Here is a 22267-nt window from a genome sequence, read left to right on the forward strand (position 1 = left end):
GCCCACGACGAGTCCGGCCATGAATCAAGCGATTACCGACCGCGCGCAATGGATCAGCTATCTGGCCAACCAGCCCACGCCCATCCTTGCCCACACCCAGCAAGAGATTCGCCATTTTCAGAGCGAGATCGACCAGATCGGTTTGCATGAGATCAGCCAGCTGATCCGGCATGATCCGCTGCTCACGCTGCATATCTTGCGCTATCAGGAAGAACACCGGCAAACCCGCCAAACCACCGATGTCACCACCATCGACCGGGTGCTCCTGATGATTGGCGTAGTGGGCTTTTTCCGCGTATTTGGCACCCTGCCCACGCTGGAAAACGATGTGCACGCTCAAAAAGCCATGATTTATGGTGCGCACCGTACTTGCGCCCGCGCCTATCTGGCCTCGCGCATTGCCGAAACCTTCAGCCACTATCGGCGCGATATCGAGCCCAAAGAAGTCATCACCGCCGCCCTCTTGCACGACACGGCCGAAATCCTGCTGTGGATGGCCTCGCCCCGCCAGATGATGATGGTGAGCGAGCTCATGCGCTCCAACCCCGGTATGCGCAGCGTGGACGCCCAGCACAAAATCCTCGGCTGCCAGATTAATGAAATCCAGCAAGGCTTAGTCGAGCTGTGGCATCTGCCCCACACCCTGCTACACCTGATCGACGACCACTACGCCGACGAACCCCGCGTGCGCTTGGTCCACCTCGCCGTCGGCATGGCCCGCCACCTAGAAAAAGGTTGGGACAACCCGTATTTCCAGGCCGACCTGCAAAACTGCGGGCAGTGGTTTCACCTCGAGCCGGCTTTGATCTACAACCACATCCGCGATGTGGCGCTCGATTGCGCCCGCAGCTGGCACTGGTATGAAGAACAACCCGTCGCCGCTATGTTAATTCGCGCCTAAGGGCGTTTAGCCTGAAAAATAAAAAAGCCACCTCGCGGTGGCTTTTTTATTGCTGCGGTCAAGACTGACCGCACTGCACGCTTAGCCGCACTGCACGGCCAGCTGTTGGCTGGCGATGGCGGCGGTTTGGCGCAGCACGCGATGCAAGGCACGATCGCGTGATTGAGGAACGGGTTGCCAGTCGGTCACCGGTTTGCGGCGGCCGCCGCGACAGATCACGATTTGAAACCAGCCTTCCATTTCCTCGGCCCGGGCTGCCGGGCGTGCTTCAATATTAAAATCAAACATGTATAAACGCTCCAAGTGGGCGCTTGCACGGGTTTTCTGGTTGGAAAAATACTGTGTTAGCGCCGTCAGCCATCCACGCCGGATGGCATAGCACCAATCGAAGAGCACCAGGTTCGGTTCGAACCCAATCCGGGTTGGTCCGGGTAGGCCATGGCTGACAGTAGAGGGGGCTGTCACCAGCGGGCGTTTTAGGTAGATCGGCAGGGCCGATTTGCGAAGATAAACTTGCTTAACACATCATGCCTTTAGCGGCACTTTGCAGGATGTGCTCGATCAATTGAGTGCCGCGAGTATGCCCGATCTAAAAAACACTGTCAAATCATTACTTTGGCTTTTATAAGCCACCCCGAACTACCCTGCCTGCCATGCACTCGCCCACCCGGCTTGCGGTATAGTGAAATGATTGCGACTCTGTGATCGGGCTACCGATGAATGAATCTGATCCGATAGGCGGCGCCTTGGCCCGGCTGCAGCGCGCGGCCGATAGCCATAAAGGCAGCTTTGGCAGTGTAGCCATTCTGGGTGGCGCGCCGGGCATGGTGGGTGCGGCGCTCTTAGCTGGCCGTGCGGCTTTGCACATGGGCGCCGGTAAAGTGTGGCTGGGCTTGCTGGACCCGCGCCCCTACTGCGATTGGCAACAACCCGAGCTGATGCTGGGCAGCACCGCGCACGCTTTGGCCCAACCCTACACCCATCTCGCCTGCGGCATGGGCATGGGTATTAGCCCGCAAAGCGCTGAATTATTAGGTTTGGCCCTCAATACCCCCACCCCCTTATTACTGGATGCTGATGCGCTCAATCTGCTGGCCACCCAAGCCCATTTGCGAGCGCAATTACAAGCCCGCTGGGCACAGGCCACGGTGCTCACGCCACACCCGGCGGAGGCGGCGCGGCTGCTGGCTTGCACCACTGCCGAAGTACAGGCTGATCGCGTGCAGGCGGTACAGACTTTAGCGCGTGAATTAGGTTGCACCGTGTTGCTCAAAGGGCATGGCACCTTAATCGCCGACCCAGATGGCCAAATCAGCCGCAACCTCACCGGCAACCCAGCACTGAGTAGCGCTGGCCAAGGCGATACGTTGGCCGGCATGATCATCGCGCTGGCCGCGCAAGGGCTAACGTTGGCCGAAGCGGCGCGGGCGGGCGCTTATCTGCATGGCGCGGCGGCTGATCGCTGGCGTAAACAGCATCCAGCCGGCATTGGTCTCACCGCCAGCGAAACCAGCCTGATCGCCCGGCAGATCCTGAATGAAGATGTCATAAAAAATTCATCAAATGGCAACACATGAAGGGGATAAGGAAAGGGAAAATCAGGTCATAAACAATTTATACCGTTTTACCTTTTCTTTTTTGGAGTCGTGCCATGACGAAAGCAGCCCCAGCCGATACCGCGTCAACAGCCCCAAGCACCACCCGCCGCCGCCCTGCCGCCCGTAGCGCGGCCAAACCGCGCGCCACCGCCGCCAATACCCAGCCAGAAGCACTGCCAGCCGCCGCCGCTGAAGTGGTCGCCGAAGTAGCTGTGCCGGCCGTGGCAGCTCCGGTAGCCGCAGAGGTAGCACCTGCCCAGCCTACGGCCGCCGAAGCCAGCAGCAAAGACAGCAAGGCCGGCAAAGCCACTCGTGGCAAAAAGGCCGAGAAAAAAGAAAAACTGGTACGCGATAGCTTCACCTTCCCTGCCAGCGACTACGCCCTGATTGCCAGCAGCAAACAGCGGGTGATCGCCGCCGGTGTGGAAGTGAAAAAAAGCGAAATCGTGCGCGCTGGCCTGTATGCGCTCAGCCAGCTGGATGACGCCGCCCTGCTCGCCTTGGTAGGCCAGCTGGAAAAAATCAAAACCGGCCGCCCAAGCAAGAAATAAGCGCCCAAGCAACAAGCCGCCCGGCTGGCGTACACCAGACGGGCGGCTTGTTTAAGAGCAAGCTTTGCTTGCCAGCGCACCGCAGCGCTTAGTACTTCGGTAAAGCAGGTTGACGGGTTTTCCACAGCGAATACAACACCCCCGCCGCCAAGAGGCCAAAGGTCACCGCCAGCGACAGGGCGGCAGGCACTTTGCCATCAAAGACGAAATCACCCAGGAAGATTTTCGAACCAATAAACACCAGCACCAGCGCCAAGGCGTATTTCAGGTAATGGAAGCGATGGATCACCGCCGCCAGCGCAAAATACAGCGCCCGCAAACCTAAAATCGCAAAGATGTTGGAGGTGTAGACAATAAATGGATCGGTGGTGATGGCAAAAATCGCCGGCACACTATCCACCGCAAACACCAAATCAACCAGCTCCACCATACACAGCGCCAGAAACAGCGGCGTTGCCCACCACACCTGCTTATCGCTGCCTGCCGCCGCCGGGGCGCGCACAAAAAAGCGCTGGCCGTGTAGTTCATTGGTTACCCGCATATGCCGGCGTAGGAAACCCAGCAGCGGGTTCTGGGCCAGATCGGTATTTTGCTCACCGGCAAACAGCATTTTCAGGCCGGTGAAGATCAGGAACACCGCAAACACATACAGCGTCCAGTAATACTGGGCCACCAGCGTAGCCCCCAGACCAATCATGATGGCCCGCAGCACAATCACGCCCAAAATACCCCAGAACAACACCCGGTGCTGATACATCCGTGGCACGGCAAAATAAGTGAAGATCAGCGAGATCACAAACACATTATCCAGCGACAGGCTTTTTTCGATCAAAAAGCCGGTGAAATACTGCATGCCGGATACTGCCCCCAGATACCACCACACCCAGGCCCCGAACAGCAGGCCGGCGGCAATATAAAACGCCGACAGCTGCAGGCTTTCACGCACGCCGATCTCGTGGTCTTCCTTATGCAAGACCCCCAAATCAAACGCCAGCAGCCCCAGAACAATGGTGACAAAGGCTAACCACAACCAGAGTGGCTGACCCAGCCATACCCCCAGTAGTATCTCCATGATCTTCACTCCACAATTAGCTTAAAAGGATATACCCCATCAACTTCGTAACACGCTGCGCGCAGTGCGCGGCTGGCTCGGGATTGGTTGTACCGCATACCAATCGTATTGCCAGCAGGCCATGGCCCGCGAAATTAACACCGCCTCGCCATCGGCCAGCCAGCCATCGGCATCCACCACCCCGAGCATTGCGCGCAATAGTTTCACCTGTAGCGCCGGGTCATCCACCTCGGCCAGCAAACGATCCAGCAAGGTGGTGTCCAGCTCAAGGTGCCCCACCGCTTGGCCGGGCAGGTATTGCAGCAGGTCATCGCACAGGTCTTGCAACACCTGCTGCAATAAAGGCTCACTGATGCCTAATTGGGCCAGCAGCCGGCTTTCGCGCACGGCGGCCAGTTCGGCGGGGTCTAGCCCCCCGTCCGACAACAGGGACAGGGCCAGCAAACGACAAACTGCTTCATGACTATTCACAGCATAACGACGCATGGTGGTTACTCCTGAGCTGGGGAAAAACCGATTGAGTCAGATTTAGTAACCCAGCCCAAGCGGGCTGGCTACTGGGGCAAAGCCACGGCTTTGCCGTACTCGGCGGCTCACCGTGCGGCTGGCCCGATCGGTGGCGCGATTAATCGCAAACAGCTGATCGGTGGCCACATCTTCGATAATCACATCGGGAATCTGATGCAGGCTAATCACTAGCTGGCAATGCTGATCCACCCCGCCGCGCGGGCCATTCACATCAGACAGGCGCACGGTCACTTTGCGGATATGGCTAGCCAAGCGCCCAAGGCCAAATTCGATCTGGCGGGCGATATGCCGCTGCAGTTTTTCGTCCAATGCAACGCCCTGGCTACTGATTTCGATTTTCATGGCATGACTCCTTTGCAGAAACAATCCGAGCTGGATATGGGTCAAATTTAATGCCGCACGCCAATAAATAAAAATCGTATATTCTTGTTTCTAACTTCAGTTTTTTGGAACAATCGCCGCCATGAACCAATTAAACTACAAGCACTTGTATTACTTCTGGGTGGTGGCCCGCTCGGGCGGGGTGATTCGCGCCAGCGAACGCCTACACCTCACCCCGCAGGCCATCAGTGGCCAGCTGCGCGCGCTGGAAGAGCAAATCGGCCAGCCGCTATTGCGCCGCGATGGTCGCCAGCTGGCACTGACCGAAACTGGCCGGCTGGTGCAAAGCTATGCGGATGAGATGTTTAGCCTTGGCGAAGAGCTGCAAACCGCGCTGGCAGGCGGGCCGCAAGCCTCGGTGCAACGTTTGCGGGTAGGGATTGGCGATATGGTGCCCAAAACGGTGGCCTTTGAGCTCTTGCAGCCAGCGCTGCAGCTGGATGAGCCACTGCGGCTCATCTGCCGTGAGGGCCAGCTGCTGCCGCTGCTGGCGGAGCTGGCGACGCACAAACTCGATCTGGTGATTGCCGATCGGCCCGTACCGCCCGAAACCAATATCCGCGCGTTTAATCATTTGCTGGGCGAAAGCACGCTCACATTGATGGGCACCCCCGCGCTTTGTGCGCGCTGGCAAGGACCGCTGCCGCAGGCGCTGCAGGGCGCGCCGCTGTTATTGCCGGGGCCAGATGCCGTAATTCGCCCGCGGCTAGAAGCCTGGCTCGAACGCGCGCAAGTGCGGCCGCAGATCGTGGCCGAATGTGATGATGGCGCTTTGCTCAAGGCCTTTGGCAAAGCCGGCGCCGGCTTTTTTGCCGTACCCACCGTGCTGGCCGCCAGCATCGGGCAGGAATACGGCGTGCAAGCGCTGGGGGTGATTAGCGAGCTGAAAGAGCAGTTTTATGCCATCAGCGCGCAGCGCCATCTGCGCCACCCGGCCGTGGTGGCCGTGACCGAAACGGCCCGCCAGCATTTGTTTGCCTAAACACCGGCTGGCGGTACGTGGCCGGGGCGGTTTAGTGCGCCAAGTGCATTTGCTGGCGCTGTGGCGCGCTGCTTTTTTTCTCGCTGCTTTTGCCCTGCTTGCCGGCATAATCGCTAGCGAGTAGCGCCTCGGCCGCCTCTGCCGACATACCCCCCTCCTGTAACCACACGCCAACCAGCTTGGCCAAGCGGTCTAGAGCAATACGGTGGGTAGCATCGGTATGCTGATACAGCCAATCGCTCAGCGCCATAAAGCGCTCGAACGGCTCATGGCCCAAAATCACCGGCAGCGTATTGGCAAAGCGGCCCGAATTGGCCACCAGATCCCAATAGCGGGCAAAGCGCACCAGTCGCTGCATAGTCGGGAAATCAATATCGCGGTTGGCCATGATGGTGTACGGCGGATACGGGTCGTACACCATCGCAAATTCAGCGGTATGGCGAATAATCGGCGTGCCGCGCAGGCGTTTCAAAATCCCGAACTGAATCTCATGCGGGCCAATGCCCACCAGCTGATTAAAGCCGGCGGCAAAGCTCTCTACCGTTTCGCCCGGCAAGCCAGCGATCAAATCCACATGCAAATGCGCTTGTGATTCCTGCATCAGCCAGCGGATATTCTCCGCCGCTTTGGTGTTATTCTGCTTGCGGCTCACCAGCGTTTGCACCGCCGGATTCAGGCTTTGAATCCCGATCTCGAATTGCAAAGTGCCCGCTGGAAACCGCCGAATACTGTCTTTGAGCCCATCGGGCAAATGATCGGGCACCACCTCAAAATGCGCAAACACCGGGTCAGCCGGGTTGGCCGCCAGCTTATCGAGGAAAAACTGCATAATCCGCTGGCTGGTTTTGATATTCAGATTAAAAGTGCGATCCACAAATTTAAACAGCCGCGCCCCACGCTGATACAGCGTTTCCATCTCGGCCAGAAACGCATCCAAATCAAACGGCCAGGCGGTTTTATCCAAGGCCGACAGGCAAAATTCGCACTTAAACGGACACCCGCGTGAGGCCTCGACATACAAGGTGCGGTGGCGAATATCTTCATCGCTATACAGCTGATACGGCATCACCAAGTCGCTGAGCTGCGCCTGCACGCCAGCGTGAATCTTCATCAGCGGCTGCGGCCCCTGCAAAATCTCGCGGCATAACTTGGGCAGCGTCACCTCGCCCCAGCCGGTGATCACATAATCGGCGTCTTTCACAATCTGCTGCTCGGCGCTCTCGTACGATACCTCAGGGCCGCCGAGGATAATCTTCACCTCTGGCGCAATGCGCTTAAGCAGCGCCACCAGCCGCGCGGTTTCTTCCACATTCCAGATATACACGCCAAAGCCGATGATCTTGGGCTGCCGCGCCAGCAACCGCTCGGCAAACTCGGTGGTTTTGCCACCGATCACAAATTCCACAATCTCGGTCTGCGCCTGCAAATCGCCCATATTGGCCAGCAAATAGCGCAAACCCAGCGAAGCATGGGTGTAGCGGGCGTTGAGCGTACAGAGCAGGATAGACATGGGGGTAGATTGCGAAGCAAAAGCGGTATTTTACGGTGTTACGGCCAGCTCGTGGCTGGGAATTGCTCAAAGGCGGGGTAGTACCGTAACACCTGCAAATTCACATTGGCAAAACGGCATTGGTGCCAAGCAGTTATGGCTCAGATACACTCTGTGACGGGCAGCAGGCGGCCAAGAGCAGGAGTTACATATGCTCCCAGCTTGCGGAGCTCCTGCCTCAGGTTACCTCCAACGTTAATGCTTAGTTCAAATGATTTCATCACACGTTTTTTACCGACTAACTTTGGCGACGTTATTCGCCACTACCCTCATAACAGCATCCTCAGCATCTGCAGATGACCTGTCCGCAACTTTGGCTAAAGTACGGCCAACACCTTGTCTAGATGCTGTGGCCCCATTCTTTATCACTGAAATAATTGCAAATGGGTCGCACTCCTTTTTGGCTGATGTCGGTCGACAAAAGAACCTCTCGCAAACTTGGGCACCCGGAAATCCGTTGTACGATCAAGCCTACTCGGTGGTTTTCAGCGTATTTAGCAACGACGAAGTATTCAAAGAACAGTTTCGCATTGTCTCTGCAAAAACTTACCTAGTACTCCAATTCCGGCGTGCATCATCACAAGAGCAAGATTACCTAAGCAAATTCTTCGCCTCGAAGGAAGGAGCGGTGTACTGGGAGTACATGTTAGACGGTGCAACGTGCGAAGGCTTATTTTCTGGAGTCTCAAAAAGAAAAGTTCCAATTACGGCAGAGCAACTGGTGGTGGCTGAGAACTGGATAAGAAAATTTCCGCTCAAAAAGGAGGAGTTTGAGGCAGAATATTTAAAACTAACCGCAGCCCAAAAGAAAAACTTTGATAAGGGTTACAAGCTTCTCTCAAGACTTTCAAACTCGGAGGCGCCTGACGAAGTTGCCTTCCAAGTTTCACTTATTTCGGACGAAAAATTCATCCTCGCAGCAAAAAGAAGTGCTCTCCCTGCAATGAAAGATTTGAATCAAATAATTGACGGATTTGCTGGTAGTAGGGATTGAGGAAATACTAAACATCCCACTTAGTCGGCTGCCCCACTTCGTAGAAGTAGGGCTGTAATGGCGAAGTAATTTTGGCCGTTGTTCATTTGCGACGACCCACCTCTTTGGGTCGGGAGCTGCCACCCAAAATCGATAAACAATTGCCAATAAAAAACGCCGCGGGCGAATACCCTGCGGCGTTTTTAATTAGCGAAGGCCCGGCTTATTCGCCTTGGGCGGCCTTGATGTCGGCAACCATCTCGGCCAGCTCACCACTTGCGTACAGCTCTTTCATGATGTCGCTGCCACCTACGAATTCGCCCTTGATATACAGCTGCGGAATCGTCGGCCAGTTGGCAAATTCTTTGATGCCTTGGCGAATTTCTGGGTCGGCCAGTACATTCACCGCCGCAAAATTCACGCCCAGATTTTTCAGAACCTGTACCGCGCCTGCTGAAAAGCCGCATTGTGGGAAAGTCGGGGTGCCTTTCATGTACAGGATGACCGGATTTTCGTTCACTTGTTGGCGGATGGTGTCTTGAATGCTCATGATGATTCGCTCGCAAAGCCTGAATAAATTAGTCGGGAATTGTAAAGCCGCTACCCGCCGCTCGCAAGGTGTGGCGACGGAGAGTCGGTCGCCGGCCACCAGCGGCCGCCGCTCACTCGGTCATTGTCGCCCAGATCGCGCCAGGTGTGTACTTCGGCAAAGCCGGCCGCCTGCAATAATTCGCGGCAGGCCGCGCCCTGATCCCAGCCATGCTCCAGCAGCAGCCACGCCCCGGCACGCAGGTGGGCCGGCGCAGTGGCAATGATAGTGTGTAAATGCCGCAGCCCATCGTAGCCATCGGTGAGCGCGCCACTGGGCTCAAAGCGCAAATCGCCCTGATGCAGATGATCATCTTCGGCGTGGATATACGGCGGGTTGGACACAATTAGCGCAAATTGCTCCGCCCCCAGCGCGCTAAACCAGTTTGACTCTAGCCAGCGCACCTGGGCGCCCAGCGCTTGGCCATTCTGCCGCGCGATCGCCAAAGCATCCGGCGATAGGTCAACCGCACTGACGGTTAAATCGGGGCGCTCTAGCTGCAACGTGATCGGGATACAGCCCGAGCCCGTGCCCAGATCGAGCACCGCCCCGCCCTGCGGCGCGCGGGCCAGCGCCAGTTCTACCAGCAATTCGGTATCCGGGCGGGGTATCAGCACCGCCGGGCTCACGGCAAATTCGCGGCCATAAAACTCGCGGCTACCCAGCAAATACGCCACCGGCTCGCCATCGCGGCGCCGCTGCGCCAACGTGGCAAAGGCCTGCGCTTCGGCTTCGCTGGCCGGCTCATCATCATGCGCGATCAGCCAGGCGCGATTTTTTTGCAGCACGTGCAGCAGCAATACTTGCGCATCGATCCGCGCTAGGCTGCTGCTTTGCAGTAGTTCTCGCCAGCTTGCCACTTAGTCGTCCCGCGTCAGTACTTCAAGCAATTCAATCTCGAATAGCAAATTGGAATTCGGTTTGATGTGAGCGCCGATCTGGCGCTCACCGTAGGCCAGATGCGCGGGGACGAAGAGTTTGCGTTTGCCGCCGACTTTCATGCCCATCATGCCCTGATCCCAGCCTTTGATCACTCGGCCGGTACCGATCACGCATTGAAACGGCTGGCCTTTGGCGACGGATGAATCAAACACCGTGCCGTCTTCCAGCGTGCCGATGTAGTGGGCGGTGATTAGCGCGCCGCGCACGCAGGTTTTGCCCTCGCCCACGACGAGGTCTTCAATGATTAATTCGGTGCTCATGCTCTACTCTGCGAAATAGCGTTAAGCCGCCGATTTTAGCATGCTGCCGCTAGCCCACCGGCGCGGGAAAGACCAGCGTAACACTGGCGCCACCCAGCCCGCTGCGGCCCAGCTCGATGCGCCCGCCATAGGCCTGCACAATATCGGCCACCACCGCCAGACCAATGCCATGGCCCGCCACGCGCTCATCCAGCCGCACGCCGCGCTGCAGCGGGGCGCTGGTATCGACAAAACCACGACCATCGTCGCTCACCACGATGGTGAGCTGCTCGCGGGCGGCAAAGAGCCGCAGCTCGACTTGGCTCTGCGCCCATTTGCCGGCGTTATCCAGCACATTGCCGATCACTTCAAACGCATCGCCCTCATCCAGCGGCCATTGCAATTCGCCCGCGCAGCTAAGCGAAAATTGCAGCGCGCGCGCGGCGTGGACTTTTTCCATGCTGGCGATCAACCGCTCGGCAATCGGGCGCAGCGCCAGCGGCGCGGCCAGCGCGGCTTGCCCACGCAGGGCGGCGCGGCCCAGCTGATGCTGCACAATATGATCCATCCGCGCTACTTGCTCGCGCACATGGCGCGCCAGCTCGGCCGATTGCTGCTCGGCGCGCAAGATGGCCAGCGGGGTTTTCAGGCTGTGCGCCAGATCGCCCAGCGCCTCGCGATAGCGTTGCTGGCGCGCGTGCTCTTGCTCCACCAGCTGATTCAGTTGCCGGCTCAGTGGTGCGATTTCGGCCGGGTAGACACCGCTCACCTGCCGCTGCCGACCGGCCTCGATCTCGCGCAATTCGCCCGCCAGCTGGCGCAGCGGGCGCAGCCCCCAGCGCAAGAGCAAGGCTTGCGCGAGCAATAAGCCTAGCGCAGCGGCGGCCAGCCAGCCCCACAAGGCTTGCTGAAATTGTCGGTATTGCTGTTGTAGATTGCGGGTGTCTTCATACACGATAAAGCGCACCACCTGCGGGGTATCGGCTGCCACCCAGCGTACCTGATAGGCTGCCAGCAGATACTCCCTACCCGCTAATTGCAAGGGCTGTTGCAGCCACTGGCCGGTAGCGAGATTGAGCTTGGGCAGTGCGGGCAATTGCGCGGCCGAGGGTGTGCGCCAGATCGGCTGCGGCTGCTGGGGAAATTCGATCTGCCCATACAGGCCCGAATCGGGCGTCACCCATTGTGGCTCAGTCAGATTATTGGGCATTTGCAGCCGGCCGCTACGATCGAGCTCGCTGACCGCCAGCAGCGTATACACGCCGCTGCGCAGGCGCTCAAAATGGCTGAGCTGCAAATGGCTGAGATAAATGCGCTGTACCGTCCAGCCAGCTAGGCAGAAAAAGGTCAGCATCACCACGCTGGCGCCGATGTGCAGGCGGGTGCGGATGGCGCTGCTCATGCGTCTTCCAGCGCCAGCCGGTAGCCGCGGCCGCGCACGGTTTCGATCACCACCAGACTGCCATCGGGGCTGAGCTTGCGCCGCACCCGACCCAGCAGCACTTCGATCACATTGCTATCGCGGTCTTCATCATGCGGGTAGAGATAATCGCTGATCGCCTGCTTGCTGACGATATTGGGCCGCGCGCCGACCAGGTATTCCAGCAGGCGAAACTCATAGGCGGTCAGCTCGATGGGTTGGTCAAACATCTTGACCTGCTGCCGCGTAATGTCGATTTTGAGCGGCCCAAGCTGCAAGCCATCGGGCTGGGCTTTCAGCGCGCGGCGCAACAGCGCCATCACCCGCGCGGCCAGCTCTGGGTATTCAAAGGGCTTGGTGAGGTAATCATCGGCGCCGGCTTCCAGCCCGGCCACTTTATCTTGCCAGGCCGCGCGAGCGGTGAGTACCAAAATCGGCATATCTTTGCCGGCGGCGCGCAGGCGGCGAATCAGCTCAACCCCGCCGAGCTTGGGCAGGCCCAGATCGACAATCAGCAAATCAAACGGGTATTCCTGCGCCTGATACAGGCCATCGGCGCCATCAGCGGCGGTATCCACGCGATAGCCAGCGGCGGTGAGCTCGCGGGCCAGCGCTTCGCGCAGGCGGGTTTCGTCTTCGATCAGCAAAATGCGCATGGCGCACTCCTTGTGCCGGGCAGCTTAGCGCACGGCTCCGGTGGCTTCATCGACAAACACGGCGCGCACATCGCCCGCCGAGGTCAGCACTTTCACGCGCCAGACCGATTTATTGCCATCGACGAATTTTTCCACGTTCAGCACTTTGCCACCGTTGGTTTTCTGTTGCGCCAGAGCGGCGGCTTCATCACGGCCGACCGCCGCTTGCACCAAGGCACTGGCACTCAGACACACCACCAGAATCGCTGTTTTCCACGCTGTTTTCATCGGTTTATCCTCCAAGATCAGCACATTGTAACCGCAAGCACCATTGGCCTACTGAGATAATTTACACACGCCCAAGCGGGCTTATTTACTGCTCTAGCTCCACCAGCACCCGCACCGGAATCCGCGAGCCGGGCCGCCCCGGATCATAGGCCAGATTGGTGGTATAAATTTGCGAGCGGTATTCATAGCTGACCCGATAATCGCGAATACGTTGCGTGGTATCGCTCACCGGGCGGCAGCGCTGCACCTCGCGGCTGACCGTGTCGTAGCGCGGGCTAGGGTTGTACTGGCTGGCCACATGATCGCCCAGCATGGCGCCGATCAGTGTGCCAGCCACGGTGGCCACATCTTTGCCACGGCCTTTGCCGATCTGGTGGCCGATCACCCCGCCGGCCACGCCGCCTAAAATCGTACCGGCGCTGTTATCCAGCGTATTGCGCGGCACTTGTTCGGTGATCCATTCGCTGCGGCACTCCTGCCGCTCTTGGCGAACTGATTCATACTGCGGCTCGACACTGCGCACGATGGCGTAATCGCGCTGCTGCCAGCGTGGAGTGCTGTTGTTGGTACGCTCACCATACCAGCCATCGCTGGCCATGGCGGTGGTGGTCATCAGCGCCAGCAGGCTGGCGCCAAGCAAGGTAGTGGTGCGCATGATGGTGACTCCTGTGCGTGGGTACAGCTGCACTATGCCTCTGACCAGCTGAATCTGCGCTGAACCGCAAATGTGCGCCCGCACTCGGAACTTCACCGCCACCCCACTGCTCAAAGTGGGCAATCAATGTATTTCGATAGGATGCCCATCATGCCTGAACACCGGCCCCGCTTTGCTGCTCGCCATGCCCTGCTCCCGCTCTTGCTGCTGGGATTGCTGACCGGCTGCGAGCAAGCCACCCAGCTCACCCAGCAAGCCGCCTCGTCCGTGGTGGGGATTGTGGGTGAAGAAGTCAAACGCCAGACCGATGGCGTGATTGAGCAAGTGGCCAGCGATGCCAATGAAGTGCTACAGCCGCTGGGCGTGGATACCAATCAGCTAGCCAGCGCGGTCAAACAAAAAACCGGGCAACTGGTGCAACAAGTATTGAGCCCGCAAGCCGACTGGAGCACGTTGCTGCAATTTAAAGGTAAATTCCCGCAAGATATCGGCCTATTTACTGCCGTTAGCCCCATCATGCCGGGGCTAGAGCAGATTTTGGGTGATCAGCTGCCCGCTTGGCTGGCCGCGATGAGCGCGCCCAGCCCGCTGCATTACGACAAGGTGCTTTACCTGATTGGCAATAAGCCCACCGCCGGCAAGCCGGATACCGCATGGCTGATCATCGATCCGGAAAACCGCAAGCTGCAAGCCGGGCTGATTCAGCAAGGGCAAGTCAAAACCTTTAGTAGCGCCGGCGAAGCCCTGCACCAGCCGGCTGAAGTACAGCAACACATTCAGCAATACAGCAAGAAATAAGCCGGCATAAGGGTATAGGCTGCCAAGCAATATCCAGCAAGGCCTGCAGCCCAATACCTATGGCTGAATATGAATAAAGCCTGGCCGGTATAAAAAGCCCTGCACCAAATCCACGCCCAGCGTGCAGGCCATCTCGCGCTGGGCTTCGGTTTCGATGCCTTCCAGCACGGTTTGTTTACCGGTGGCTTGGGCATAGGCAATCAGGCTGGAGATAGCGGCGCGGTGGAAGGGGCAATGCAAGAGGCTGAGCCAGCTGCGATCAAATTTTAGGCAATCCACCTTGATCAGCAGCGGCAAAGACAGCATCGATTGCGGCGCGCCAATGTCATCCAGCGCCAGCGGAATGCCTTGGCGGGCAAAATCATCGGCCATTTTGATGCTGCGACCGGCGGCGCTGATATCGCTGTTTTCGATGATTTCCAGCACCACATCGCCCCGGCGCGATAAGAGCTGCAAGAGCGGATGCATTTGCTCACCTTCATCGGCCACCTGATACACATCGGGGTCGAGATTGACAAACAGCGGCAGCGGCGGCGCGTAATCGAGCTGCAGCTGCTTCATCTGGTATTCGGCCTGAAACATCGTCAGCGGGCTATCGTGCAGCGCATGAAAGACCTGATCAGTACGCAAAATCTGGCCCTGGGCATCGTAAAAACGCGCCAAAGCTTCATAGGCGGCGATTTCGCCGCTGTGCGGATTGATCAGCGGCTGATATTCAACGCCGAAACGCTGCTGCCCAAGCACATCGAGCAACAGGCTGACCGGAAAGGCAGACATAACAGACAAACACTACAGCAAGGGGGCTAGCAGCTTAACCCTAATTGTGTGACCCGCGCCACCTTTATTGCACCGTATAGCCTGCTAATGCAATCTGGATATTGCTTGCAGGGCAATACCCCAGCACTAGCGTACCGGCCAATACCAGGCGGGCCGCTCCAGCGCACTTTGCCCTTCGATCTGCGTTTCGCCCAGTTCCTTCACCAAGGTAATCACCTGTGTTTCACGCTGACGGCTTAAAGCGGTTACCAATCGGGCGGCATGGCTCACCACAATGATCTGCGCCTGGGCGCTGGCGGCCACAATCAGCCGCCCCAGCGCGGGCAGTAAATCGGGGTGCAGGCTGGTTTCCGGCTCGTTCAGCACCAGCAATTCGGGCGGGCGCGGGCTGAGCAAAGCCGCGCAAAGCAATAGATAACGCAAGGTGCCATCCGATAATTCGGCCGCCGCCAAAGGCCGCAGCAGGCCGTGCTGCCACATGCGCAGCGCAAAACGGCCATGCTCGACCTCAATGTCCAGCCGTGAGCCAGGAAAAGCATCTTCGATCGCCGCCGCCAGCTCATCCCCGCGTCCCAGCTCGCGGATGGTCTGGATCGCCGCGGCCAAATCGGCGCCATCATGCGCCAATATCGGCGTATAAGTACCCACTTGGCTCTGCCGGGCGGGTGCCTGGGCATCGCTGCGCAAATGGTCATAAAAGCGCCAGCCGCGCATCCGCTCGCGCAAGAGCAGCACTTCGGGTGCGCGCAACGGGTCGGCACACTGCGCAAACAAACTATCGTAGGCCGGTAAATGCCGGCTAAGCACTTGCCACTCGCGGCCGCTGCGCACCCGGCACAAGGCATTGCGCCGATCGGCCAGCACCGCCGCTTCGCGCAGCACCGGGCCGGCCCAGATACATTCGCGCTTGATCTGCGGATCTTGCCCAAACAAGGTCGTGCTATCGGGCGCGGGCAAACCTAGGTCAATCAGATAGCCATAATCGTCGGCGGCAAAGCCCAAGCGCAAAGCGATGGTTTCTTGCCGGGTCGTACCCTGAATCGGCACTTCGCCAGCCTTCATCGCCCGGCTAATGGTTTCGGGCCCAGCCCATAACGTGGCCGCAAAGCCGCCTTCCTGCGCCAGATTGGCCACCAGCCGCCCCTGCGCGCTCTCGGCCAGCAGGCGCAAAGCGCGATAGAGGCTGGATTTGCCACTGCCATTGGCGCCGGTAATGACATTCACCTGCGCCAGCGGCACGATCAGCTCGCGCAAAGAGCGGTAATTGGCAATCGCCAAGGTTTGCAGCATGGTCATCCCGGCCAGAATAAGCAACCTTCAAGCATACCGAAAGCCCGCCCACAGCGCAGCCCGCGCAGGCCAACTTATCCACGCAAAAACAGCAAAAGGTAATTTTTATGAAAGCTATGAAATAACTCACACACATAGCCTCCAGTTATCGGCGTAGAAAAATTCGCGCAGCATATTTGGTGTAGGATGCCCTGCTTATAACAAGGAGATGACATGCGCAAACCGATCACCCCGCTGCGTGCAAGCGGCCTGTTGTTATTCAGTTTAATTAGCGGCTCGCTCTGGGCCGCCAGCCCCTGGCAAGAAGGCCGGCAATATCAGGCCGGCGAAGAAGTCAGCTATCAGGGTCAGGTGTATCGCGCGCGCGTAGCCCATGAGGCTATTAGCGGCGCGAACTGGAATCCACAACAAGCCGCCTCGCTGTGGCTGGCGCTCAAAGCCAGCCCCGCCCGCGCCACCAGCACGCCCGCCGCGCCCGCCGCGCCCGCCAATAATGGCATCGCAGCCGGCAGCTGCCCTAGCGTCTGGAGCAGCAGCGCCACCTATGTGGGTGGCAATCAGGTGAGCTACAACGGTCGTCTCTATCAAGCCAAATGGTGGACGCGAGGCGAAATCCCCGGCACTACCGGGCAGTGGGGGGTGTGGCAAGATCTAGGGGTATGCGCGGCCAACCCAGCTGCAACAAGCACACCAGGCAATACCCCCACCCCAGTCATCACAAGCAAACCAACGGCAACCCCGACCCTCGCGCCAACCGCGACGCCGAAACCCACCAGCTCGCCGAGCACCGCGCCAAGCGCCAGCCCCAAACCGAGTGCGAGTCCAAGCACCAAACCAACGGCAACACCCACCGTCGCCCCGACAGCCACGCCCAAACCAACAGCCGTGCCTACCGTTGCCCCGACCGCAACACCCAAACCGACTGCCACACCTACCGTAGCCCCAACGGCTACCCCTAAACCAACGGCAACGCCAACTGCAGCCCCCACCGCAGCACCAACGGCCAGCCCAACGCCAGCCCCAAGCGCAACGCCCGCACCTAGTAGCGGCTTGGGTTTAGTGATTAATGAAATCGCCAGCGACCCATACGGTAGCGGCAGCTGGCTGGAAATCCGCAACGACAGTGCCGCCAGCATTAATCTGGCCGAGCTGAGCCTGCGCACCCGCAATAACAGCGGCACGCTCACCACCTTTGCCCTTGGCAGCGGCACGCTGCCCGCCCAAGGCATCTTGGTGCTGGCCGCCAGCACCGGCGCCGCCGGGCAAGTGAATACCAACCAGATCCGCTATCTGGGCAGCAGCAGCAACTATCCGCGCTGGAGCAGCGCCGGCGGTGCACTGGAGCTGCTGCGCAATGGCCAAACCGCCGATTTTGTCCGCTTTGGTAGCAATAATGATGCCGCCAGCAGCGCCAATAGCTGGAATGGCAGCAACGCGCCAGCGATCAGTAATCAGTTTGGCCATGCACTGGTGCGCTATTTCACCCAAAGCAAAAACACCCGCAGCAGCGCCGACTGGACCAATGTGGCCTTCTCGACCCCGGCCGGGCGCAATGATGTGCCTGCCAATGCCAACGACGACGATGGGGATGGCATCCCCAGCAGCGCCAAAGTCGCGGGCGGCACTTATGCCGGGCTGGATTTATACAGCATGGGCGCCCGAGCGGGCCGCCGCACGATCCTGATTCAGGTCGACTACATGCAAAGTAGCGATGAAGGGGTAAAACCGCAGCGCGAAGCCCTGCAAGCGGTGGTGGACGCCTTTGCGCGGCGCAATATCGATGTACTATTTGATACCGGCAATCTGTACGCGGCCGGCTTTAGCCCGGTGAATTTCAATCTGGGTGGCGGGAAAGCAGTGCCGTTTGCGGCCTGCGTGGATTTGAGCCCACCCGCCGGCTGCAGCCGGCTGGCCGATTACAAAGCCGACAGTATGGATTTACGCCGCCGGCAGATTTTCCACTATCTGTTAATGGCCAGCAGCCGCAATGTCGATGGCAGCGCCGGCTCATCGGGCGTGGCGGAAATCAATGGCAATGATCTGGTCGTGTCGCTGGGCAAATGGGGCCTCAACAGCAGCACGGCCAGCAATCGCTACCGGCTGATCAATTTCCAGGCCGGCACCATCATGCATGAGCTGGGCCATAATCTGGGCCTGCGCCATGGCGGCTTTGAAAACACCAACGACAAGCCCAACTACTACAGCATCATGAATTACCTGTATCAGTTGCAGGGTTTGGGCCAGAGTGCCACCAGCGCCGGCGCGCTGCAGCGGTATTATCTCAAGCGCGGTTATTACAGTCTCAATAGCTGCAGTATCGAAGGCAGCCCGTGCGGCAATACCTTCCGCATTGATTATTCCGATGGCAGCGGCGAGCGCCTGAACGAAAGCGCGCTGCTCGAAAGCGCACTAATCGGCCGCGGCAGCAGTGCGGGCCTGTATGCCGACTGGAATAACAGCCGCACGCAAGATGGCGCGAGCTATGCTCTCGATCTGAATGCCGATGGCAACCTGGGCTATCTGCAAGATTACGATGACTGGGGTAATATCAATCTGCGCTTTGCCCGTACTAGCTCGGGGAATGCCGGCGTAGCCATGCTGCGCAGCTTCAGTGCAGTGAGTGAGGTACCGGCCTCGAAAGCCTTTATGCATGACGAATTTGAAGCGGCCGAAGAGCATGCGCCCGATGCCAGCTTCTTTGCCGAGCTGCAGCAGGCCTCCCCTTATCGCCAATAACTGGATCTCGAATGACCAAGTCAATCAACTTGACGTGTGCCCTGGCCAGCCTGCTGGCTGGGGTGTGGCTGGCCAGCCCGGCCAGCGCCGCACCCTTGCAAGTACACAGCACGCTGCAAATGGGCGAGCAGCTCAGCGGCCCATTGCGGCAGTTCAAACAACGCCAGGGCCGCCTGCAGGTGCAGGTGGGTGAGCAACGTATGGAAGTCAGTCCTCTGCCCGTCCGCTGGGCCGTGGCCCCGCAAGGCCTCACCGCCACGCTGGCGCGCCGCGCACATCCGGCAGGCCCGCAAGACTGGCTCACGCTGGAAGGCCAAGCCCGCGATGGCCAGCCGCCACGCTGGCTGCTGGGCCGCAATCTCACCAGCGGCGTAGCACTCAACCCACAGCAGCAGCTGGTGTGGCGCGATGGCGCACTGCAACTGAGTGATGGCCAAGGCGGCCTGCAAACGCTGCCGGCAGATGGCGTGATTGGGCGGCAGGGCCAATGGCGGCAATGCCTGCAGATTGTTGATCTGCGCGTACCCGCCGCTGAGACTAGCGACAGCGAAGTCACTTTTGATCTGCTCTCGTGGCCCACCAAGCAGGCCCGCTGCCGCTAAGCGCGATCGTCACGCCAACAAAAAAGCCAATGGTGTTTACCCATTGGCTTTTTTTATTCCTAGCGCCGCTTTACATCAGGAAAATCGTCGCCAAGCCCAAGAAGATAAAGAAGCCCAGGCTGTCCGTCATGGCGGTAATCAACACTGATGAGCCATAGGCCGGATCGCGGCCAAGTTTTTGCATGGTCAGCGGCACAAACAAGCCCACCAACGCCGCCACCTGCAGATTCAACATCATCGCGCCCATCATCACCAGGCCCAGCGAGAGCTGGCCGTACAGCGCCCAGGCCATCACGCCGAGCACTCCGCCCCACACCAGGCCATTGATCACGGCAATACCCAGCTCTTTGGCCACCAGCAGCCGCGAATTGCTGGTGGTAATTTGCCCCAGCGCCAGGCCGCGGATAATCAGCGTGGTGGTTTGCGTGCCGGTATTGCCGCCAATGCCGGACACAATCGGCATCAGCGCAGCCAGCGCCACCAGATGGGCAATGGTGTCTTCAAAGGCGCCAATCACCCGGCTAGCCACAAAAGCGGTACAAATATTGATCGCCAGCCATGGCCAGCGGTTTTTCACCGCTTTGCCCACGCTGGAAAAGAGGTCTTCTTCTTTCAAACCCGCCAGCGACAGCACTTCGGCTTCGGATTCTTCCCGGATCACATCCACCATCTGGTCGACGGTGATCCGGCCAATCACTTTGTGATTGCTATCCACCACCGGCGCGGAAACGAGGTCATAGCGCTCGAAGGCCTGCGCCGCGGCGCCCACATCATCAAACGGCTGGAAGATCACCACATCGCTGGCCATTACCCCAGCCACGTATGCATCTGGATCGCTCACCAGGAGTTTATTCAGGGGCAATACCCCCTTGATGATCTCATCATCATCCACCACAAACAGCTTATCGGTATGGGTGGGTAGCTCATCAAAGCGGCGCAAATAGCGCAGCACCACTTCCAGCTTTACATCGGCGCGGATCGTGACCATGTCGAAATCCATCAGCGCCCCGACCTGATCGTCGGTGTAGGACATCGCCGATTGCACTTCCGCGCGATCGTCGGCATCCAGCGTTTGCAGTACTTCGCTTTGCACCGCCTGCGGCAGATCGGGCACCAGATCAGCCAGCTCATCGGTATCGAGCTGCCCGGCGGCGGCGATGATCTCGTGCGGGGCCATGCTGGCCAGCAGCTGTTCGCGCACCGCATCCGAGACTTCCAGCAGAATATCGCCGTCGTCGTCGGCATCAACGAGGCTCCACACCGTTAAACGATCGGCCGGCGGCAGGGCTTCCAGAATGTGGGCAATATCGGCCGGGTGCAGATGCGCCAGCTTCATTTTCAGCTCGGCTTCGTTTTGCCGATGCACCAGTTGCTCGACCAGATCGTGCTTGGCCATGGCCTGCTTGTGCACCATGCTCTCGACGATTTTGTGCCGTTCGAGCAGATGAATCACCTGCTGCAGACTTTCTTGCAGGCTTTCCTGGGCTTTGCGGGTGGTCACATTCATAAGCAAACTCGGGCAAGGTGAACTGGCGCCAATCTGGCGCGCGCAGTGTAGCACGCGCAAAAGCACAAAATGATGGCGATAATTAGGATTACCGGTTTAAGCAATGTCGCAGCGGAGCAAGCGGCGTATAATCGCCGCCGCTGATTGATTGCATCTTCATTACGGGGCGCTTCTTATGCTCAATGCCTTTGTCCTTTCTGCAGGCCGCCTGATTCAAGTGCCGGCGCTGGTGCCAGAAGACCTCTCACGCCCCGAAGTACTGTGGGTGGATATGGTTGACCCGACGGATGATGAACGTCAGCTGGTGCAGAGCGTATTTCATCTGGAGCTGCCCGAAGATGAAGAGCTGAAAGACTTGGAAGAATCCGCCCGCTGTTATGTCGACGACAATGGCGTGCACATCAGCTCGTTTTTCCTCACCCACGCGGAGGACGAACACCAGAACGTCACCGTATCGTTCCTGCTCAATGAAGGCCGTCTGCTCACCATCCGGCAGGAAGAACTGGCGGTATTTCGTTTATTCCGCCTGCGCGCGCGGGTGCAGCCCGGCTTTGTGGCCAGCGCGCAGGAAATTTTGCTGGCGATTTACGATGCCGCGGTGGAATACGATGCCGATGTGCTGGAAGAAATCTATACCAAGCTCGACGATGTCAGCCGCCGCGTGCTGGACCATAGCGCCGAGATGACCGACGAGCTGATGGGCCAGGCGCTGGCCGAGCTGGCCGGCCACGAAGACATCAACGGTAAAGTGCGGCTGGACTTGATGGACACGCGCCGCGCGCTGTCTTTCCTCTTGCGCTCACGCCAGCTGGCCGCCGCGCAGGAAAACGATCTGCGCGAAATTTTGCGCGATCTGGAATCACTGAATAATCACAGCGCCTTCCTGTTCGACAAGATTAACTTCTTGATGGATGCGGTGATGGGTCTGATTAATTTGGCCCAGAATAAGATTATTAAAATCTTCTCGATCGCCAGCGTGGTGTTTCTGCCCCCAACGCTGGTGGCCTCGATTTACGGGATGAATTTCCAGCATATGCCCGAGCTGCAATACGATTGGGCCTATCCGCTGGCGCTGCTGCTGATGGTGATGTCGGGCATCGCGCCCTATGTGTTCTTCAAGCGCAAAGGCTGGCTCTAAGCCACTTATCTGACGGGCGCGCCGGGCGTGTGCGCCGTCTTACCGCCAATCGTGTCAATGTAAGTATTCTACTGGCATTGCCCGCGCGGCTTGCGTAGGCTCAATCGTTATCCGCA

The 22267-nt window shown here is 58.8% G+C and carries 24 protein-coding genes; 9 read left to right on the forward strand and 15 right to left on the reverse strand.

Going from position 1 to position 22267, the window contains the following annotated elements; genetic code table 11:
- The first annotated feature begins 19 nt into the window (after positions 1 to 19).
- Positions 20 to 901, forward strand: a complete 882-nt coding sequence (locus tag QV747_RS04400) for an HDOD domain-containing protein (protein ID WP_273429486.1) — start codon at positions 20 to 22, stop codon at positions 899 to 901.
- An 81-nt stretch (positions 902 to 982) separates the two neighbouring features.
- On the opposite strand, the gene QV747_RS04405 is transcribed toward QV747_RS04400, so the two are convergent.
- Positions 983 to 1189, reverse strand: a complete 207-nt coding sequence (locus QV747_RS04405) for a hypothetical protein (protein WP_028450505.1) — start codon at positions 1187 to 1189, stop codon at positions 983 to 985.
- A gap of 428 nt (positions 1190 to 1617) precedes the next feature.
- On the opposite strand from QV747_RS04405, the gene QV747_RS04410 reads away from it, so the two are divergent.
- Complete coding sequence (locus QV747_RS04410; protein WP_273429483.1) at positions 1618 to 2478, forward strand: NAD(P)H-hydrate dehydratase; 861 nt, start codon at positions 1618 to 1620, stop codon at positions 2476 to 2478.
- Between the two features lie 74 nt (positions 2479 to 2552).
- On the forward strand, positions 2553 to 3050 hold the full coding sequence (locus QV747_RS04415; protein WP_273429480.1) for a hypothetical protein: 498 nt from the start codon (positions 2553 to 2555) through the stop codon (positions 3048 to 3050).
- A gap of 88 nt (positions 3051 to 3138) precedes the next feature.
- On the opposite strand, the gene QV747_RS04420 is transcribed toward QV747_RS04415, so the two are convergent.
- Genes QV747_RS04420 through QV747_RS04430 form a run of 3 tightly spaced genes read right to left on the reverse strand, consistent with a single transcriptional unit; the run spans position 3139 to position 4992 of the window.
- Positions 3139 to 4122, reverse strand: a complete 984-nt coding sequence (locus QV747_RS04420) for a TerC family protein (RefSeq protein ID WP_047396844.1) — start codon at positions 4120 to 4122, stop codon at positions 3139 to 3141.
- 39 nt (positions 4123 to 4161) lie between these two features.
- The gene (locus QV747_RS04425) at positions 4162 to 4608 is read right to left on the reverse strand and encodes a TerB family tellurite resistance protein (RefSeq protein ID WP_273429477.1); all 447 of its coding nucleotides are present in this window, start codon (positions 4606 to 4608) and stop codon (positions 4162 to 4164) included.
- A 42-nt stretch (positions 4609 to 4650) separates the two neighbouring features.
- A complete protein-coding gene (locus QV747_RS04430) occupies positions 4651 to 4992 on the reverse strand; it encodes an HPF/RaiA family ribosome-associated protein (RefSeq protein WP_028450507.1) in 342 nt (113 codons plus the stop codon).
- Positions 4993 to 5113: 121 nt separating this feature from the next.
- On the opposite strand from QV747_RS04430, the gene nhaR reads away from it, so the two are divergent.
- Complete coding sequence (gene nhaR / locus QV747_RS04435) at positions 5114 to 6013, forward strand: transcriptional activator NhaR (RefSeq protein ID WP_047396845.1); 900 nt, start codon at positions 5114 to 5116, stop codon at positions 6011 to 6013.
- 31 nt (positions 6014 to 6044) lie between these two features.
- On the opposite strand, the gene QV747_RS04440 is transcribed toward nhaR, so the two are convergent.
- A complete protein-coding gene (locus tag QV747_RS04440; protein WP_273429474.1) occupies positions 6045 to 7523 on the reverse strand; it encodes a B12-binding domain-containing radical SAM protein in 1479 nt (492 codons plus the stop codon).
- Between the two features lie 496 nt (positions 7524 to 8019).
- On the opposite strand from QV747_RS04440, the gene QV747_RS04445 reads away from it, so the two are divergent.
- A complete protein-coding gene (locus tag QV747_RS04445; protein ID WP_273429472.1) occupies positions 8020 to 8556 on the forward strand; it encodes a hypothetical protein in 537 nt (178 codons plus the stop codon).
- A 202-nt stretch (positions 8557 to 8758) separates the two neighbouring features.
- Here the strand turns inward: QV747_RS04445 and grxD are convergent, their stop codons facing one another.
- The 7 genes from grxD to QV747_RS04480 all read right to left on the reverse strand — a co-directional run bounded on the left by grxD (position 8759) and on the right by QV747_RS04480 (position 13303).
- Positions 8759 to 9085 carry a Grx4 family monothiol glutaredoxin gene (grxD, locus tag QV747_RS04450; RefSeq protein WP_028450512.1) on the reverse strand — a complete coding sequence of 109 codons (327 nt, stop codon included), beginning with the start codon at positions 9083 to 9085 and terminating at the stop codon, positions 8759 to 8761.
- Positions 9086 to 9135: 50 nt separating this feature from the next.
- Positions 9136 to 9984 carry a peptide chain release factor N(5)-glutamine methyltransferase gene (prmC, locus tag QV747_RS04455; RefSeq protein WP_273429470.1) on the reverse strand — a complete coding sequence of 283 codons (849 nt, stop codon included), beginning with the start codon at positions 9982 to 9984 and terminating at the stop codon, positions 9136 to 9138.
- Entirely contained in the window at positions 9985 to 10326 is a 342-nt protein-coding gene (locus QV747_RS04460; RefSeq protein WP_047396847.1) for an FKBP-type peptidyl-prolyl cis-trans isomerase, read from the reverse strand.
- A gap of 49 nt (positions 10327 to 10375) precedes the next feature.
- Positions 10376 to 11707, reverse strand: a complete 1332-nt coding sequence (locus tag QV747_RS04465; protein ID WP_047396848.1) for an ATP-binding protein — start codon at positions 11705 to 11707, stop codon at positions 10376 to 10378.
- Positions 11704 to 12381, reverse strand: a complete 678-nt coding sequence (locus QV747_RS04470) for a response regulator transcription factor (protein WP_028450515.1) — start codon at positions 12379 to 12381, stop codon at positions 11704 to 11706. Before QV747_RS04470 ends, QV747_RS04465 begins: the two co-directional genes overlap by 4 nt.
- Positions 12382 to 12405: 24 nt before the next feature.
- Complete coding sequence (locus QV747_RS04475) at positions 12406 to 12648, reverse strand: PepSY domain-containing protein (RefSeq protein ID WP_051259040.1); 243 nt, start codon at positions 12646 to 12648, stop codon at positions 12406 to 12408.
- 85 nt (positions 12649 to 12733) lie between these two features.
- A complete protein-coding gene (locus QV747_RS04480) occupies positions 12734 to 13303 on the reverse strand; it encodes a glycine zipper 2TM domain-containing protein (RefSeq protein ID WP_052190956.1) in 570 nt (189 codons plus the stop codon).
- Positions 13304 to 13453: 150 nt separating this feature from the next.
- Between QV747_RS04480 and QV747_RS04485 the strand changes: the two genes are divergently transcribed.
- On the forward strand, positions 13454 to 14101 hold the full coding sequence (locus QV747_RS04485) for a hypothetical protein (RefSeq protein ID WP_028450517.1): 648 nt from the start codon (positions 13454 to 13456) through the stop codon (positions 14099 to 14101).
- Between the two features lie 57 nt (positions 14102 to 14158).
- On the opposite strand, the gene QV747_RS04490 is transcribed toward QV747_RS04485, so the two are convergent.
- Complete coding sequence (locus tag QV747_RS04490) at positions 14159 to 14878, reverse strand: EAL domain-containing protein (protein WP_028450518.1); 720 nt, start codon at positions 14876 to 14878, stop codon at positions 14159 to 14161.
- 126 nt (positions 14879 to 15004) lie between these two features.
- Entirely contained in the window at positions 15005 to 16168 is a 1164-nt protein-coding gene (locus QV747_RS04495; protein ID WP_273429463.1) for an AAA family ATPase, read from the reverse strand.
- A 213-nt stretch (positions 16169 to 16381) separates the two neighbouring features.
- On the opposite strand from QV747_RS04495, the gene QV747_RS04500 reads away from it, so the two are divergent.
- Both QV747_RS04500 and QV747_RS04505 read left to right on the forward strand, forming a co-directional pair.
- The gene (locus tag QV747_RS04500) at positions 16382 to 18904 is read left to right on the forward strand and encodes a carbohydrate-binding protein (protein WP_273429462.1); all 2523 of its coding nucleotides are present in this window, start codon (positions 16382 to 16384) and stop codon (positions 18902 to 18904) included.
- An 11-nt stretch (positions 18905 to 18915) separates the two neighbouring features.
- Positions 18916 to 19506 carry a hypothetical protein gene (locus tag QV747_RS04505; protein WP_273429459.1) on the forward strand — a complete coding sequence of 197 codons (591 nt, stop codon included), beginning with the start codon at positions 18916 to 18918 and terminating at the stop codon, positions 19504 to 19506.
- A gap of 70 nt (positions 19507 to 19576) precedes the next feature.
- Here QV747_RS04505 and mgtE read toward each other — a convergent pair whose 3' ends face one another.
- Positions 19577 to 21013: a magnesium transporter gene (gene mgtE / locus QV747_RS04510; protein ID WP_028450521.1), complete on the reverse strand. Its 1437-nt coding sequence runs from the start codon at positions 21011 to 21013 to the stop codon at positions 19577 to 19579.
- Between the two features lie 175 nt (positions 21014 to 21188).
- Between mgtE and corA the strand changes: the two genes are divergently transcribed.
- On the forward strand, positions 21189 to 22151 hold the full coding sequence (gene corA / locus QV747_RS04515; RefSeq protein ID WP_028450522.1) for a magnesium/cobalt transporter CorA: 963 nt from the start codon (positions 21189 to 21191) through the stop codon (positions 22149 to 22151).
- Positions 22152 to 22267: the final 116 nt, after the last annotated feature.

Source organism: uncultured Chitinibacter sp. (assembly GCF_945957625.1).
Lineage (GTDB): Bacteria > Pseudomonadota > Gammaproteobacteria > Burkholderiales > Chitinibacteraceae > Chitinibacter > Chitinibacter tainanensis.